The 14,827-nt window shown below is 63.0% G+C and carries 15 protein-coding genes; 4 read left to right on the forward strand and 11 right to left on the reverse strand.

Going from position 1 to position 14,827, the window contains the following annotated elements:
* Nucleotides 1–124: 124 nt before the first annotated feature.
* Entirely contained in the window at nt 125–2,035 is a 1,911-nt protein-coding gene (locus tag PFEN_RS29630) for an ATP-binding cassette domain-containing protein (RefSeq protein WP_191490108.1), read from the reverse strand.
* Between the two features lie 50 nt (nt 2,036–2,085).
* Here PFEN_RS29630 and PFEN_RS29635 point away from each other — a divergent pair, with 50 nt between their 5' ends.
* Nucleotides 2,086–2,550, forward strand: coding sequence for a TIGR02444 family protein (locus tag PFEN_RS29635; protein ID WP_191490109.1), 465 nt, complete (start codon nt 2,086–2,088; stop codon nt 2,548–2,550).
* On the opposite strand, the gene PFEN_RS29640 is transcribed toward PFEN_RS29635, so the two are convergent.
* Entirely contained in the window at nt 2,547–3,572 is a 1,026-nt protein-coding gene (locus tag PFEN_RS29640; protein WP_191490110.1) for an AlgP family protein, read from the reverse strand. The genes PFEN_RS29635 and PFEN_RS29640 overlap by 4 nt on opposite strands.
* Nucleotides 3,573–3,745: 173 nt before the next feature.
* On the opposite strand from PFEN_RS29640, the gene PFEN_RS29645 reads away from it, so the two are divergent.
* A complete protein-coding gene (locus PFEN_RS29645; RefSeq protein ID WP_191490111.1) occupies nt 3,746–4,411 on the forward strand; it encodes an FKBP-type peptidyl-prolyl cis-trans isomerase in 666 nt (221 codons plus the stop codon).
* Between the two features lie 65 nt (nt 4,412–4,476).
* Here the strand turns inward: PFEN_RS29645 and rsd are convergent, their stop codons facing one another.
* The 8 genes from rsd to PFEN_RS29680 form a co-directional block, all read right to left on the reverse strand.
* Entirely contained in the window at nt 4,477–4,935 is a 459-nt protein-coding gene (rsd, locus tag PFEN_RS29650; RefSeq protein ID WP_191490112.1) for a sigma D regulator, read from the reverse strand.
* Nucleotides 4,936–5,125: 190 nt separating this feature from the next.
* Nucleotides 5,126–5,641: a disulfide bond formation protein B gene (locus PFEN_RS29655; RefSeq protein ID WP_191490113.1), complete on the reverse strand. Its 516-nt coding sequence runs from the start codon at nt 5,639–5,641 to the stop codon at nt 5,126–5,128.
* 225 nt (nt 5,642–5,866) lie between these two features.
* Nucleotides 5,867–7,090 carry a heme biosynthesis protein HemY gene (locus PFEN_RS29660; protein WP_191490114.1) on the reverse strand — a complete coding sequence of 408 codons (1,224 nt, stop codon included), beginning with the start codon at nt 7,088–7,090 and terminating at the stop codon, nt 5,867–5,869.
* Entirely contained in the window at nt 7,087–8,214 is a 1,128-nt protein-coding gene (locus PFEN_RS30920; protein ID WP_224771086.1) for a uroporphyrinogen-III C-methyltransferase, read from the reverse strand. The genes PFEN_RS29660 and PFEN_RS30920 overlap by 4 nt, the downstream gene beginning before the upstream one ends.
* 18 nt (nt 8,215–8,232) lie before the next feature.
* Complete coding sequence (locus tag PFEN_RS30925; RefSeq protein ID WP_224771087.1) at nt 8,233–9,000, reverse strand: uroporphyrinogen-III synthase; 768 nt, start codon at nt 8,998–9,000, stop codon at nt 8,233–8,235.
* Nucleotides 8,997–9,938: a hydroxymethylbilane synthase gene (gene hemC, locus PFEN_RS29670; RefSeq protein ID WP_191490115.1), complete on the reverse strand. Its 942-nt coding sequence runs from the start codon at nt 9,936–9,938 to the stop codon at nt 8,997–8,999. The genes PFEN_RS30925 and hemC overlap by 4 nt, the downstream gene beginning before the upstream one ends.
* Nucleotides 9,939–10,077: 139 nt before the next feature.
* Entirely contained in the window at nt 10,078–10,824 is a 747-nt protein-coding gene (locus PFEN_RS29675) for a LytR/AlgR family response regulator transcription factor (RefSeq protein ID WP_191490116.1), read from the reverse strand.
* Complete coding sequence (locus PFEN_RS29680) at nt 10,821–11,903, reverse strand: sensor histidine kinase (RefSeq protein WP_191490285.1); 1,083 nt, start codon at nt 11,901–11,903, stop codon at nt 10,821–10,823. The genes PFEN_RS29675 and PFEN_RS29680 overlap by 4 nt, the downstream gene beginning before the upstream one ends.
* A gap of 186 nt (nt 11,904–12,089) precedes the next feature.
* Here PFEN_RS29680 and argH point away from each other — a divergent pair, with 186 nt between their 5' ends.
* Nucleotides 12,090–13,484 (forward strand): argininosuccinate lyase, encoded by a 1,395-nt coding sequence (argH, locus tag PFEN_RS29685; protein WP_191490117.1) that lies wholly within the window; start codon nt 12,090–12,092, stop codon nt 13,482–13,484.
* Between the two features lie 243 nt (nt 13,485–13,727).
* Here the strand turns inward: argH and PFEN_RS29690 are convergent, their stop codons facing one another.
* Nucleotides 13,728–14,387: a glutathione S-transferase family protein gene (locus PFEN_RS29690; protein WP_191490118.1), complete on the reverse strand. Its 660-nt coding sequence runs from the start codon at nt 14,385–14,387 to the stop codon at nt 13,728–13,730.
* A gap of 124 nt (nt 14,388–14,511) precedes the next feature.
* Between PFEN_RS29690 and PFEN_RS29695 the strand changes: the two genes are divergently transcribed.
* Nucleotides 14,512–14,796 (forward strand): hypothetical protein, encoded by a 285-nt coding sequence (locus PFEN_RS29695; RefSeq protein ID WP_191490119.1) that lies wholly within the window; start codon nt 14,512–14,514, stop codon nt 14,794–14,796.
* The last annotated feature ends 31 nt before the right edge of the window (nt 14,797–14,827 follow it).

Consider the following 14,827-nt stretch of genomic DNA (forward strand, 5'->3'; position numbering starts at 1 on the left):
CTAAAACCAGCCGCCTCATTGTGTCAGGCAGAGCGCGGTCACCTGTTTTAGGGCCGCTTCGCGCCCCAGCGCGGGCAAGCCCGCTCGCCACAAATTTCGACCAGACTTAAGGTCGCTGGGCGCGTCAGGACAGCGCTTCCAGCTCCGCCTGCATGCTTTCCAGCAGCTCCAGGGCTTCCATCCAGGCTTCTTCCAGCTCTGACTCGCGCACTTTCAACTTGGCCTGCTCGGCCAGCAGATCACGCAGTTCATCCTTGCGACCGGCTTCGTAGATCGCACTGTCACCCAGGCTCGCCTCGATCTTCGCCAGCCGCTCGTGCAGCTTGCCCAATTCGGCTTCGAGCTTGTCGGCTTGACGCTTGTGCGGGGCCAGTTGCTGACGCAACGCGGCGGCCTGCTGACGCTGGGCCTTCTTGTCGGTCTTGTCGAGATTGACCGGTGTATTGCTCACCGGGGCATTGCGCTGGCGATATTCGATCAGCCAACGCGCATAGTCTTCCAGATCGCCATCGAACTCTTCGACCTTGCCGTCAGCCACCAGGTAGAAATTATCGGTGGTGCTCTTGAGCAGATGACGGTCGTGAGAGACCACCAGCACCGCACCGCTGAACTCCTGCAAGGCCATGGTCAGCGCCAGGCGCATTTCCAGGTCGAGGTGGTTGGTCGGTTCGTCGAGCAGCAACAGGTTCGGCCGCTCCCAGGCAATCAGAGCCAGTGCCAGGCGGGCTTTTTCACCACCGGAGAAATTCAGCACCGGCTCGTCGATGCGCGCGCCGCGGAAGTCGAAACCACCGAGGAAGTCACGCAGGGTCTGCTCGCGTTCGGTCGGGGCCAGGCGTTGCAGGTGCAGCAACGGACTGGCCTTGGAATCCAGCGAGTCGAGCTGGTGCTGGGCAAAGTAGCCGACCACGGTGTTTTCACCGCGGGTCATGCGTCCCGCCAGTGGCGACAGCTCGCCGGCGAGGTTCTTGATCAGCGTCGACTTGCCCGCGCCGTTGGGGCCGAGCAGACCGATCCGGGCACCCGGGGTCAGCTGCAGCTTGACCTTCTCCAGGACGGTCTTGTCGCCATATCCCAGACGGGCGTCGGACAGGTCGAGCAAGGGGCTGGAGATCTTTTGCGACTCGCGGAACACAAAGTCGAACGGCGAGTCGACATGGGCCGCGGACAACTCTTCCATCCGTTCCAGGGCCTTGATCCGGCTCTGCGCCTGGCGGGCCTTGGTGGCTTGGGCCTTGAAGCGGGCGATGTAGCTTTCCATGTGCGCGCGCTGCGCCTGCTGCTTCTCGTACGCCTGTTGCTGCTGGGCCAGACGCTCGGCACGGGCGCGCTCGAACGCGGTGTAGCCACCGCGGTAGAGGGTGATCTTGCGCTGGTCGACATGGGCCACGTGATCGACCACTTCGTCGAGGAAGTCACGGTCGTGGGAGATCAGCAGCAAGGTACCAGGGTAACTCTTGAGCCAGTCTTCCAGCCAGATGATCGCGTCGAGGTCGAGGTGGTTGGTCGGTTCGTCGAGCAGTAACAGGTCCGACGGGCACATCAGGGCCTGCGCCAGGTTCAGGCGCATCCGCCAGCCACCGGAGAAATCAGCGACCTGACGGTCCATCTGTTCGTTGGTGAAGCCGAGGCCAGCCAGCAGTTTGCGGGCGCGGGCATCGGCGGTGTAGCCGTCGGCGCTGTCGAGTTCGGCGTGCAGACGGGCCTGGGCGGCACCGTCATGGGCCGCCTCGGCGGCCGCCAGGTCGTGTTGCACCTGGCGCAGGCGCACGTCGCCATCGAGCACGTAGTCGATCGCCAGGCGTTCGAGGGTATCGACCTCCTGGCGCATGTGGGCGATACGCCAATCGGCCGGCAGGAAGCAGTCCCCCGAGTCCGGGTGCAGCTCGCCCCGCAACAGGGCGAACAGGCTGGATTTGCCGGCGCCGTTGGCACCGATCAGGCCGGCTTTATGGCCGGCGTGCAGGGTCAGCTCGGCGTCTTCTAGCAGACGTTGCGGGCCACGCTGTAAAGTCAGGTTCTGAAGTCGAATCATAATGGCGGCGGAGTCTACCAGCTTCCCTCGCAACTGGCGCGGATCTCACCATGCATGCTGACCTGTGGACGTTTTCCCTGAACACTTACGCCAAGCCCGGCGTGGAAGAAGCCTGCCTGGCGCTACAGGCGCAGGGGGCAAATGTCTGCCTGCTGCTCTGCGCGGCCTGGCTGGGCCAGCGCGGGGTAGGCTGCGAGGCTGAACGCGCGCGGCAATTACAGGCCCTCGCCGAGCCCTGGCACGAGCAGGTGGTGCAGCCGCTGCGCCAGTTGCGCACGCAATGGCGCACGGCGGCCTCGGAGGACGTCGAGTTGAAGGTACTGAGGGATCAGGTCAAGGCGTTGGAACTGGCCGCCGAACAACAGCTATTGCAGCGCCTGGAAGCGCTGGCGCGGGATTGGCCAGCGGTCGGAGCGGAAGATCTCGACGCGTGGCTGGAGACTGTCACCCGCCAGGCCGCACGGCTGAATAGCGACGCGCTGCGGCAGCTGCGCGTCGCGGTGAGCCTGGCTTAGGAAGCGCTGCTCGGGGTTACGGCAGCTGGCGCGGTCGGAGCAGCCGGAGCCGTTGGCGCAGCGGCTGGCGCGATCTGGGCAGGCGCTGCCGGCTTGGCTGCGCTCACGGCAGGTTTTACCGCTGCTGGTTTTGCGGCGGCTGGCTTGGCAGCGGGCTTGGCGGCAGCAGCTTTGGCAACAACAGGTTTGGCGGCTGGCTTGGCGGCAGCAGCTTTGGCCGCAACAGGTTTGGCGGCTGGCTTGGCGGCAGCAGCTTTGGCCGCAACAGGTTTGGCGGCTGGCTTGGCGGCAGCAGCTTTGGCAACAACAGGTTTGGCGGCTGGCTTGGCGGCAGCAGCTTTGGCAACAACAGGTTTGGCGGCTGACTTAGCGGCAGCAGCTTTGGCAGCAACAGGTTTGGCGGCTGGCTTGGCGGCAGCGGATTTGGCAGCGGTAGGTTTGACAGCCGGCTTGGCGGCAACCGGTTTGGCAGCAGCAACTTTTGCGGCAGGCTTGGCAGCAGCGGATTTTGCAGCCGCCGGTTTAGCAGCAGGTTTGGCAGCGGGCTTCGCGGCAGCCGGCTTGGCAGCGGCAACTTTTGCGGCAGGCTTGGCAGCAGCAGGTTTGGCGGCTGGCTTGGCGGCACGAGTCGACAGCGCCTTGGTGACGGCCTCTTTCACACGACCAACACCCTGGGCCAGTTTCAGGCTTTCCTGGGCATCACGCTTGAGTTGCAGGATGTAGCCACGGGTGTCCGACTGGCTGGCTTTCAGCTTGTCCAGCAACTCTTCGAGTTCCCCGACCGCGCTCTTGGCCTTGGCTTGTGCCTTGGCTTTTCCGGCAGTGGCGGCGTCCTGCAATTTGGTGCGCGCCTTGTGCAGTTTTTCCTGGGCTTTACCGCGTTGCTTTTCCAGTTTGGCGAGCAGTTTTTCAGCATCAGCCAAGGCTTGGGTACAAGCAGTTTCCAGATGTTCGAGCAGGCTGCCCGACAACTGTTGGAGCAAATGCAACGGAGTATTTACGGGCTTCTTGGTGGCCGACATGGTGTACCTCCTGACTGACGTGAATGCGGCTCATACTAGCCCTCTGAGACTACCGCCGCTAGGGCATGTTGACAGTATCGAAGGGCTGGCGTTGCATGCCTTGAAAAATGCTTCTTCAACAACCCACCCGGCGCACTGGCATAATCCCCTGCACCTGAGGTCGGAGAGTGCTTATGCCGCGTTATTTTCTACTGTCATTGTGTGTTTTCTGGTCGCTTGCGCAGGCCGCGCCAGAGGTCGGCGACGACGACGCTCATGACCTCGCCTACAGCCTCGGCGCCAGCCTCGGCGAGCGTCTGCGCCAGGACGCTCCGGACCTGCAGATCAAGGCGTTGCTAGACGGTTTGCGACAGGCCTACCAGGGTAAACCGCTGGCCTTGAAGGCTGAGCGCATCCAACAGATTCTTGCCGCACATGACGCCCAGGTCGCTCAGGATGCTGCCAAACCACAAAGCGAAATTGCGCTGGAAGCAGAGCGTAAATTCCTGGCTGAAGAAAAAGCCAAAGCCGATGTCCACGAATTGGCCGACGGTATCCTGATGACGGAACTGACCCCAGGCAGCGGAGAAAAAGTCGCGGCCAACGGCAAGGTTCAGGTGCGTTATGTCGGACGCCTGCCCAACGGCACGGTGTTCGACCAGAACCGGCAGCCGCAGTGGTTTCGCCTGGACAGTGTGATCAATGGTTGGCGCACGGCCTTGCCCGGGATGTCGGTCGGTGCGAAATGGCGGCTGGTGCTGCCCTCGGCACAGGCTTATGGCGCAGAGGGTGCGGGCGATCTGATCGCGCCCTACACACCGCTGGTATTCGAGATCGAGTTGCTACGCGTAGCCAACTGACAGTCGATGCCGCTAACGAAAAACGGTGCGCCTGTGCGCACCGTTTTCATGTGTGACGATCGGGATCAGGCCTGGGCTTCAGCCTTTTCCTTGTGGGCCGTATGCAGCACTTCGATCAGGCAGTCCTCAAGCTCGAAACGCTCGTGCAGCAACCCGCCCAGCTCCTGGAATTTTTGCGCCACGCACTGACCCTCGTCGCACAGATCGTTGAAGGCCAGCAGCTTCTCGGTAATGACATCGATACGCGGGTAGATCGTCTCGGCCAGCTCCAGCCCGCGCTTGTCGCCAAAGGCTTTGGCTTCGCCAGTCAACTGTTCGTAGATTTCGAAGTGGCCGGCCGACACATAGTCAACCAGCAGACCGCAAAACTCCTGCAAGGGCTTTGGATTCTGCGCCAACGCGCCCGGTTCGGCACCGAGGGCATCGTAGGCTCGCACGAGCTCGTGACGCTCCTTCAGCCAGCGATCGATCAGCAGATGAACTCCACCCCAGCGTTCCTGAGCATTCCGACAACTTTCGAGCATGGTGATCTCTTCCCTTCTGGGTCATGCCGACCGACACCCCGAGCACAATCGAGGCTCCTGACTTGGCCAAACAGAACAAGCTGATTGCGATAATGCGATGCGGGCCAGATTATGCCCGCTCAGCACCTGCTTCAAGGTACGCAGGAGAGAAAGTTCATACAAGTGTTTAATCCGGGGCACGGACTGCCGGTTACCGCAGCCCCTCGCCCACTGCCGAATCCGGGCCCACCAATTGATAAATCATCAGCAGGCTCATGCCGACAAAAGCCAGCAGGCTCCACTCGGGAATGCTCAGGTCGAAGAGGGTCCACTGGATCTGCGCGCATTCGGCGGTGGCGCGAAACATCAGCTTGAACGCCTCAAGGGGGGGCACCTGCTGGATCAGGCAATGCAGATCGGGTTGGCAGATCATCAACTGCTCGGCCGGCACGCGCTGCAGCAAGACCTGCCGGGTCGCCGTGGCGGCTCCGGCCAGGGCCAGCAGCAGGTTCAGGCCGCCATAGATCCAACGTCCGATACGACCCGGACCGTGCAACATCGCCACCAGGCTGACCAGGCAGAACCCGGCAAGAAAAAAACGCTGCACGATGCACAGTGAGCAAGGCTCCAGCCCGGTCACACGCTCCAGGTACAGCGACGCCCCCATGACCAGGGCACCTGTCAACAAGGCCAGGGAGAACAGAGAACGTGAGCGGGCCAAGAACATGGCTTATCCGTAACAGGAGAGACAGGCAGTTACGGTAGAGGAAAGCCCGTGACCCTTTCAAGGCGGGCCAGAGCAGACAATTCCTTAAGCCTGTAAGGAATTACCGACAGACATCCTATGAAACCATTAAATCAACAGTAGGAATCAGACTTCATTGCGGACAGGGAAGCCTCCTGTCACGTAAAGACGGGATGCCTGAAACCGCATCCCGTCGTCCCGGCTCTTTCACACCGGCAGCGGCGATGCCAGCAAACGCTTGTCCAACAGGCCAAGGCCCTCCTGGAACAGCTGGTTGCTGCGCTCGGTATCACCCAGTTGGGCCAGCAACCGCGCCAGCTCCGCGCAGGCTTCCGGATGACGCTGTAGCCGCAAGCTGCTTTCCAGGTAGTCACGGGCCTTGCCCCACAGACTGTTTTGCAGGCTCAGGCGCCCCAGCGTCAACAGCAGGCCGGCATCCTCCGGGTGGTCTTTCAGCCAGCCCTCCGCGGCCTGCAACTGACGAGCCGGATCACGTCCGCGCAACAAACCATACAAGCGCGCCAGATGGCTGTCGTACTGACGCTTGAGCGCATCGCGCAGCGCCTGTTCGGCCTGATCATCAGCACCGAGCTGGCGCAACTGCTCGGCATAGGCCAGTACCAGTTGTGGCTCCTGGCGTTGGGCCGCGCTCAATTGCTGCCAGGCCCGATCCAGCGCTTGCAGGCCGGCTTCACCCTCCTCACGCTGAGCCGCCAGGCCCAGGTTCTCACCCCAGGCACGTCGCTCCAGTTCGGCCAACTCGGCCTTCGCCAGGACCTTGTCCTTGCGCAACTCCGGCAACAGGCGGATCAGCGCCGGCCAGTCGCCACGCTGCTGATACAGGCGCTGCAATTGACGCAGGACCTGGATACTGTGGGGATGACGATCATGCATGGCTTGCAGGGTATTCAACGCCCCCTCGGTATCGCCACGGTCCACTTGCAACTGCGCGTGACTGAGGGCGATGGCCAACTCGGCCTGGGGCTGGCGGTCGAGGGCCCGCTCCAGCAGGTTGTCGCACTCCTCGTGCTTGCCTTGTTCATTGGCCGCCCGGGCCGCGCCGAGGTAGTACAGCAGCGGCTGGCGCTCGGCCTCGGCGGCCCGTTGCAAATGCCGCTGGGCACTGGCCCAGCGGCCCTCGGCCAGGTCCATCTGGCCTTGTTCAATGGCCAATTGGGTACGCCTGCTGCGATTACGCCGGGACCAGGGATTGGCCACGGAGCTCGAAGCGGTGACCAATCCCACCAGGAATTTCAACAGCCACAGCACCAGCCAGACCAGCACCAGCACGGCCAGGAAGGCCCACAGGCTCGATTCGTAACGGAAGCTGTCATAGGCGATCAGGACGTAACCGGCGTGCCGCGAGATCGCATAGCCGAGGCCCGCCGCAATGGCGATGACCAGTACCAGGATCAGGAGGAAACGTTTCATGGGCTGGTCCCCTCGACCGGGGTTGCGCTCGGGCTGACCGGGGCCTCGATCTCGACATGTCGTCGTTCGAGATAGGCCTGCACCGCCGCCAGCGTGCCGGCCAGGTCAGGGGTGATCACGGTCACCGGCTGCTTGCTCAGTTCGGCAAGGCGCTCAAGCATGATCTTGCTCTGCGGATTGTCCGGGTTGAAGCTGCCGGTCAGCACATCCCGGGCCTCGGTCAACGCCTGGGTATAGACCCCGGCCTGGCCGTTCAAGGCGGCCCACTGGGCCTGTTCCAGGGCCAGGCTCAGGGCCAGGCGGACCTGCGTCAGGCTCTGCCCGGCGAGCAACGGGCGGATGTTCTTGTTGGCATTGAAGTCGATGCGGATATAGCGCGAGATCTCATCCCACCAAACGGCCCAACGGCTGGCACCATCGCCGTCGGCGGTCAGGCCGAGCAATGAGTCGCCGCGATCCTTGTACTCCGGCGCCAGTTCGTTGAGCTGGGTCACCTGGTCGCGCAGGGCACCCAGTTGCAGGAACAGGCCGGTGCGGTCCGGCTGCTCGGTGCTGCGCAGCGCGGCGAGGCTCTTGGCCAGCTGCTCGCGGGCGGCAAAGGAGCCCGAATCGTTCTGTTCACGCAGGATATCGTCGGCACCCTGCACCAGGGCCAGGGCGCTGGTGATGTCCTGCAAGGCCGACAAACGCAGGCTGGCCAAGCGCAGCAAGTGCTCGGCCTCGGCCAGGCGCCAGTCCTTGCGGCTGGCACCCAGCACCGTTTCAAGCCGCTGGTTCAGGCGCTGTTGATCGCCCTGCAGCTGCGTCACCAGGCGACGGCGTTCCTCCAGCTCGCCCGCTCCCGGCAACTGATCCAGGCGCGCGGCCAACTGCTGCTCGCTCAGCTTGAGGGACTGCGCCTGGTCGCCCAGGTCTTGCAGTTGTCCGGTCTGCTGCTGGTGGTTGGCTTGCAGGTTGCGCACCTGCCAGACACCCCAGCCACCCGCCGCCGCGCCGGCGGCGCCAAGCAACAGGGCGAGGATCGCCAGGCCACTGCCACGACGCGCCACGGGCGCCACCGGCGGTTGAACCGGGGCATCGACCACCGGCTGGGCTTCTTCTTTAGGCAAGGCTGTTTCGCTCACGTGTCCATCCTTTGCATTCTAGAGAGCGGGTACGGGGTGCTCCCGCAACGCCGCTAGCAAAGCCGTGGCGCTGGCACCACGACAATCCACCACATATAGAGCCCCCGCGGCGCGCGCCATCTCGGCCACTCGCGGGCTCGGAACAAACAACGGCAGGCGCGCCAGTTCCGGCCAGGCCGTCGCCGCCAACTGGTGCAAGTGTTCAAAACCCTGCCCACTGCTGACCACCAGGGCGTTCAGGCGTTCCGCCGCGACACGCTGTGCCAGGACCCCTTCGGCATACCCGGGCAAACGCCGACGGTACAACTCAAGGTAGTCGACACTAGCACCCTGGCTACGCAAACGCTCGGCCAGCAACTCGCGTCCACCCTCGCCACGCAGGATCAAGACCCGCGGTTCGGGGTGCGCCAGTGCCTGCTGCAACGTCGGTAAAGCCAGCAAGGCCTCACTGTCGTCGCCCTCGGCCGGATAATCAACCTCAAGCCCGTAATCGGCGAGTATCCGGGCAGTCGCGGCACCGACCGTGAACCATTGCAGCAACGGCGGCTGTGGCCAGTATTGGTCCACCAGCTCGACACCCAGGCGCGCCGCCGGCTTGCTGACCACGATCACCGCGTTGTAGTGGGCCAGGTCGTAGATCATCGCGCGCCCGGCACCGTCGACGGGCAAGGGTTCGATCTCCAGCAACGGCAGGCTGCTGCTGAAAATCCCGGCCGCGGTCAAGGTACCCGCCAGCTCCGCCGACTCCGACGCCGGCCGGGTCAGCAACAGGCGCCAAGCGCTCACTCTTCGCCAGCCTCGCCGTAGACCGCCTGGAGAATCGCATCCGCGCCCTGTGCCAGTAGCGCTTGTGCGACCTGGATGCCCAGGGCCTGGGCCTCGCCTTGCGGCGCACGGGCATCGGCACTGAGCAGCAGGCCGCCCTTGGGATCACCGACCAGGCCACGCAACCAGAGCTGCTCGCCTTCGAGCACGGCATAACAGGCAATCGGCACCTGGCAGCCGCCATTCAGGTGCTTGTTCAGGGCACGCTCGGCGGTGACCCGCACGGCGGTGTCGGGATGGTGCAGCGGCGCCAGCAGCGCATGGATTTCGCTATCGGCACTGCGGCACTCGATGCCCACCGCGCCCTGGCCACCGGCCGGCAGGCTGTCTTCGACGCTGATGGCCGAAGTGATGCGCTCTTCAAACCCGAGACGGATCAGGCCGGCCGCGGCGAGGATAATGGCGTCGTATTCGCCGGCATCCAGCTTGGCCAGTCGGGTATTGACGTTGCCGCGCAGGAAACGGATCTGCAGATCGGGCCGGCGGCTCAGCAATTGTGCCTGGCGCCGCAAGCTCGAAGTGCCGACCACGCTACCGGCAGGCAATGCGTCAAGACTGGCGAAGGTGTTGGAAACGAAGGCATCGCGCGGGTCTTCGCGCTCACAGATGCAGAACAGACCGAGCCCTTCGGGGAAGTCCATCGGCACGTCTTTCATCGAATGCACGGCGATATCGGCCGCGTGCTCGAGCAGCGCGGTTTCCAACTCCTTGACGAACAGCCCCTTGCCGCCGATTTTCGACAACGGCGAGTCCAACAGCTTGTCGCCGCGACTGACCATGGGTACCAGGACGACCGACAAACCGGGATGAGCCTGCTCCAGGCGGGCCTTGACGTATTCGGCCTGCCACAGGGCCAGCGCGCTTTTACGGGTAGCGATGCGGATTTCGCGAGAGGACATGGATCGATCCGTACTGAATAGATACGGCAGATAATAACAGCTCGGCCCGGCCCGCTTTGACTTGTATCAGCCAATACGCGGCCTCCCTGGCCTGGAAATACCCGGTGTGCGGTACCTTGCGCCTTGCGCAAGGCACGGATTAAAGCTGTTGCATCATCTTGCGCACGCCTGCGACATGACGTCGGCTGACGATCAGCGCATCGCCGTTCAGGCCTTTGAGAAACAGTTGGAAATGCCCGAGCGGTGTGCGCTGCAGACGCTCGATGCGTTCACGAGCCACCAGGGCGTTGCGGTGAATCCGCACAAACCGTTCGCCGAACTCGTCCTCCAGGGCCTTCAACGGCTCGTCCAGCAGCACCTCGCCCCCCTCGTGGCGCAGGGTCACGTACTTGTGGTCGGCGATGAAGTAGATCACCTGGTCCAACGGAATCAGCTCGATGCCCTTTCGGGTACGAGCACTGATATGAGTTCGCGGGCCGGTACCGGATTCGGCGGCGGGACGCGTCAGCGCGGCCAACTGCACACGGTTGGGACGCTCGGCCTTCTTCAGCGCCTCGAGCAGGTGCTCGGCACGCACTGGCTTGACCAGGTACCCCACGGCGCTGACCTGGAAGGCTTCCAGGGCAAATTCATCATGGGCGGTGCAGAACACCACGGCGGGCGGTGCTTCGCGCTCGCACAACCGGGCCGCCACCTGCAGGCCGTCGAGACCGGGCATGCGGATATCGAGCAGGACCACATCGGGCCTGAGGCTGTCGATCAAGGCCAATGCCTCTTCGCCATTGGTGGCGCTGGGCTCCAGGACACTGTAACCCTCGAGCTCGCCGACCAAACGGCTGAGGCGCTCGCGGGCCAGGGGTTCGTCATCAACGATCAGGACATTCATATTGCACTGGATTCCTGCGTGAGTCTCGCACAAGGATAGCGTAGACAGGTGAAGTGACGACCGTCACGGCGATCCACGCTAAGACTAGCGCGAGGCCCGAAAAGTGCCGTAAGTCGGGCACCGATATTTGTCAGTGCCAATTGAGTACCGCTCGACACCTGCCGTGGTGCGGCATCGTCGTAGGGATTGCTGATACACAATATGAACTCTCCCTCTTTATAGTCGGCTTCGACCCTGACCACGCCGCCTTCGATGCGCGGTGCGATGCCGTAGATCAGAGCGTTTTCCAACAGTGGTTGCAAGGTTAATTGCGGGATCGGCAAATCCTCTGGAATTGTGCCGACCCTCCAGTCCAACTGTAGACGGTTGCCAAGACGATATTGCTCAATTGACAAATATCGTTGCGCTAATTCCAGCTCATCGCGCCAGGACACCAGGTTGCCGGGTTTGGCCAGGCTCGCGCGGAACAGGTCGGACAGATCCAGCACGGCCTGTTCGGCCTGTTGCGGAGCGGTCGCCACCAGGCTGGCAATGCTGTTCAGACTGTTGAACAGAAAGTGCGGACGGATCCTCGCCTGCAAAGCCTCGATGCGTGCCTGCAACTCCGCCTGCTGCTGGCGACGCCACTGACTCTGCAAGTAAAAGTAGCGCAACATCAGCGCTGACATAATGAGGCTGATCAAGCCATGACGCAGATAGTGCCAGGCAGAGGCCTCGCCCGAGGGTGGCCCGGCCAGGGAGAAATACTCGGTCAGGCCGGTGCAGACCAGGCTCAACCCAACCACCATGGCACAGCACAGCCCCCCGGCCAGCCACGGAGGCAAACGCGCCAGCCACGCCCGCGCGCCGCACAACAATGCCGCCGACAACAACACGATCCATTGCACATACAAAGACATCAGCGCCAGGCGCACCCAGGCGAAGCCGGCGGGCATCGGTTCGGCCAGCACCAGCACCAGTACCAGCAACTCGGCCAGGACCACCAACACCAGCAGCGCCTCGGGCAGGCAGAGTTCCGGGAGGAAGAATTCCTGGGTCGCGGGCGCATCACGCCCGTCGTTCGATCGTGAAATAGGCATGGCTCCAGTCTCTGCGCGCGCGTGCGCGGCGACAAGCCATCCGACAGATCCGGTCGAAATAAAATCCATCCACGGCGCAAATCCGCCTTGTGGCCGCTGGCCGGCTGACGGCCATTGGCGCAACCCTGTTATGATCGGCGACAACTTTTTCCGGCAACCTACTTTCAGCAGATCACGAGCGAATCCATGAGCACCGACAAGACCAATCAGTCCTGGGGCGGCCGCTTCAGTGAACCCGTCGACGCCTTCGTCGCACGTTTCACCGCCTCCGTCACGTTCGACCAGCGCCTCTATCGCCACGACATCATGGGCTCCATCGCCCACGCCACGATGCTGGCCAAGGTCGGCGTGCTGACCGATGCCGAGCGCGACAGCATCATCGCGGGCCTGACCACTATCCAGGGCGAAATCGAGGCCGGCAATTTCGACTGGCGCGTGGACCTGGAAGACGTGCACATGAATATCGAAGCGCGCCTCACCGACCGTATCGGCATCACCGGCAAGAAGCTGCACACCGGCCGCAGCCGCAACGACCAGGTGGCCACCGATATCCGCCTGTGGCTGCGTGACGAGATCGACCTGATCCTCGCGGAAATCACCCGCCTGCAAAAAGGCCTGCTGGAACAGGCCGAGCGCGAAGCCGGCAGCATCATGCCTGGCTTCACTCACCTGCAGACCGCCCAGCCGGTGACCTTCGGGCACCATATGCTGGCCTGGTTCGAAATGCTCAGCCGCGACTACGAGCGCCTGGTCGACTGCCGCAAGCGCACCAACCGCATGCCCCTGGGCAGCGCGGCGCTGGCCGGCACCACTTACCCGATCGATCGTGAATATACCGCCCAGTTGCTGGGTTTTGACGCCGTCGGTGGCAACTCCCTGGACAACGTTTCGGATCGTGACTTCGCCATCGAGTTCTGCTCGGCGGCCAGCATCGCGATGATGCACCTGTCGCGCTTCTCAGAAGAGCTGGTGTTGTGGACCAGTGCGCAGTTCCAGTTCATCGACCTGCCGGACCGCTTCTGCACCGGGAGTTCGATCATGCCCCAGAAGAAGAACCCGGATGTGCCGGAACTGGTGCGCGGCAAGACCGGCCGGGTATTCGGCGCCCTGATGGGCCTGCTGACCCTGATGAAAGGCCAGCCGCTGGCCTACAACAAGGACAACCAGGAAGACAAGGAACCACTGTTCGACGCCGCCGATACCCTGCGCGATTCGCTGCGGGCGTTTGCCGACATGATCCCGGCGATCAAGCCCAAGCACGCGATGATGCGCGAAGCGGCGCTGCGTGGCTTCTCCACCGCGACCGACCTGGCGGACTACCTGGTGCGTCGTGGCCTGCCGTTCCGTGATTGCCACGAGATCGTCGGCCATGCGGTGAAGTACGGTGTGGAAACCGGCAAGGACCTGGCGGAAATGAGCCTGGAAGAACTGCGCAGGTTCAGCGACCAGATCGATGAGGACGTGTTTGCGGTGTTGACCCTGGAAGGTTCGGTCAATGCCCGTAACCATATCGGCGGGACGGCACCGGCGCAGGTGAAGTTGGCTGTTGCACGCGGCCAGGCGCTGCTCGCCAGCCGCTGATCCGTCGTGCAGGGAAGCCAGGCAAGAGCGATTTCAAGCCTGGCTGAACCCTGTGGCGAGCGGGCTTGCCCGCGCTGGGCTGCGAAGCAGCCCTAAAACCTGCGACCCAGGCACATCAGATAGACCGAGATATCAGCGTTTGCGACTGCTGCGCAGCCGAACGCGGGCAAGCCCGCTCGCCACAAGGTCGCGTTCGATCTCGAAAGGGTATTGCGGTGTACCCAGCGCCACGCCGCGCATTTCTTATTTCTTGGCCGCAACCATCGCCAGGAACGCCGGCATCGCCGCTTCCTTGTCCGCCGCAATCCGCTGCACATTCGGCCACTGCTGCAAGCGCTCCAGCAATGCCTTGGCCTCAGGCATTTCGGCCATGAAATCAATCCCGAACAGCTTCTGGCCGACCGCGCAGGCCAGATCGACGCTGTAGAGAAAGTAGATATCCGCCACGCTGAACTCGCTGCCCGCGACATAAGGCGCGAATGCGCCATGACGCTTGAGCGAGGCGAACCCCAGCAGCAATTCGGCCCGGGTCTTTTCCTTGATCGCCTCCGGCACCGGCATGCCGAAGAACGCTTCGCCAAATGACGCCCGCGCCGGCAACTCGATGTACAACTCGATTTCCTTGGCCAGCGCCAACACTCGGGCACGCAGGAAGGGATCGGCCGGTAACAGTTTTCGCCCCGACTGGGTATCGTCGAGATAGGGCAGGATCACGCCGGTTTCGTTGATGAACCCCTGCTCGATCCCCAGCACCGGGACCTTCCCGCGCGGGCTGATCGCCAGCGATTCCGGGCTCTGCGTCGGGTAAAACAGGACCTCCTCGAAGGGCAGGCCCTTTTCCAGCAGCGCCAGCTTGACCATGTTGTAGTAGTTGCTGACCGCGAATCCATAAAGTTTGAGCATCACAAAGCCTCCAGGCCGTGCAGGGGGTTGGCCCCGCCTGTTATAGATTCTCGGACGCGCTCTTGCCAGCAGCATCACGCCCCTGAATGCAGTTAAACTGGCGGCCTTTCCCGAGGAGTCCGCCATGAGCGAACCAACCGATATCGACAACGACGACGAAGCGTTCGCCGAAAGTACCCTGACCCAGGCCATCGAGAACCAGATCGAGACCGACAACCCGCCAGCGGCCAAGGCAATCTTCAACAAGCTGACCCTGGTGGGCTACGAGCGCGAAGAAATCCTCAACCTCATGGCCCATGTGCTGGCGGTGGAGATCGACGCGATGCTCGATGAGGATCGCCCGTTCAACACCCAATGGTATGAGACCGCGTTGCGCGCCTTGCCCGAGCTGCCGCCCGAGAATCAGTGAAGCCGCTGGATTTGCCGCGCGCCCTGTCTAC

The sequence above is a fragment of the Pseudomonas sp. FEN genome (assembly GCF_904067045.1).
In the GTDB taxonomy this organism is placed as follows: Bacteria; Pseudomonadota; Gammaproteobacteria; order Pseudomonadales; family Pseudomonadaceae; genus Aquipseudomonas.

Coding starts and splice junctions, on each gene's coding strand:
- PFEN_RS29655 (WP_191490113.1), bottom strand. CDS start 5,641: ATGTTCTTGGCCCGCTCACGTTCTCTGTTCTCCCTGGCCTTGTTGACA.
- hemC (WP_191490115.1), bottom strand. CDS start 9,938: ATGTCCTCTCGCGAAATCCGCATCGCTACCCGTAAAAGCGCGCTGGCC.
- PFEN_RS29695 (WP_191490119.1), top strand. CDS start 14,512: ATGAGCGAACCAACCGATATCGACAACGACGACGAAGCGTTCGCCGAA.
- PFEN_RS29690 (WP_191490118.1), bottom strand. CDS start 14,387: ATGCTCAAACTTTATGGATTCGCGGTCAGCAACTACTACAACATGGTC.
- argH (WP_191490117.1), top strand. CDS start 12,090: ATGAGCACCGACAAGACCAATCAGTCCTGGGGCGGCCGCTTCAGTGAA.
- rsd (WP_191490112.1), bottom strand. CDS start 4,935: ATGCTCGAAAGTTGTCGGAATGCTCAGGAACGCTGGGGTGGAGTTCAT.
- PFEN_RS29635 (WP_191490109.1), top strand. CDS start 2,086: ATGCATGCTGACCTGTGGACGTTTTCCCTGAACACTTACGCCAAGCCC.
- PFEN_RS29680 (WP_191490285.1), bottom strand. CDS start 11,903: ATGCCTATTTCACGATCGAACGACGGGCGTGATGCGCCCGCGACCCAG.
- PFEN_RS29640 (WP_191490110.1), bottom strand. CDS start 3,572: ATGTCGGCCACCAAGAAGCCCGTAAATACTCCGTTGCATTTGCTCCAA.
- PFEN_RS29660 (WP_191490114.1), bottom strand. CDS start 7,090: ATGAAACGTTTCCTCCTGATCCTGGTACTGGTCATCGCCATTGCGGCG.
- PFEN_RS29645 (WP_191490111.1), top strand. CDS start 3,746: ATGCCGCGTTATTTTCTACTGTCATTGTGTGTTTTCTGGTCGCTTGCG.
- PFEN_RS29675 (WP_191490116.1), bottom strand. CDS start 10,824: ATGAATGTCCTGATCGTTGATGACGAACCCCTGGCCCGCGAGCGCCTC.
- PFEN_RS29630 (WP_191490108.1), bottom strand. CDS start 2,035: ATGATTCGACTTCAGAACCTGACTTTACAGCGTGGCCCGCAACGTCTG.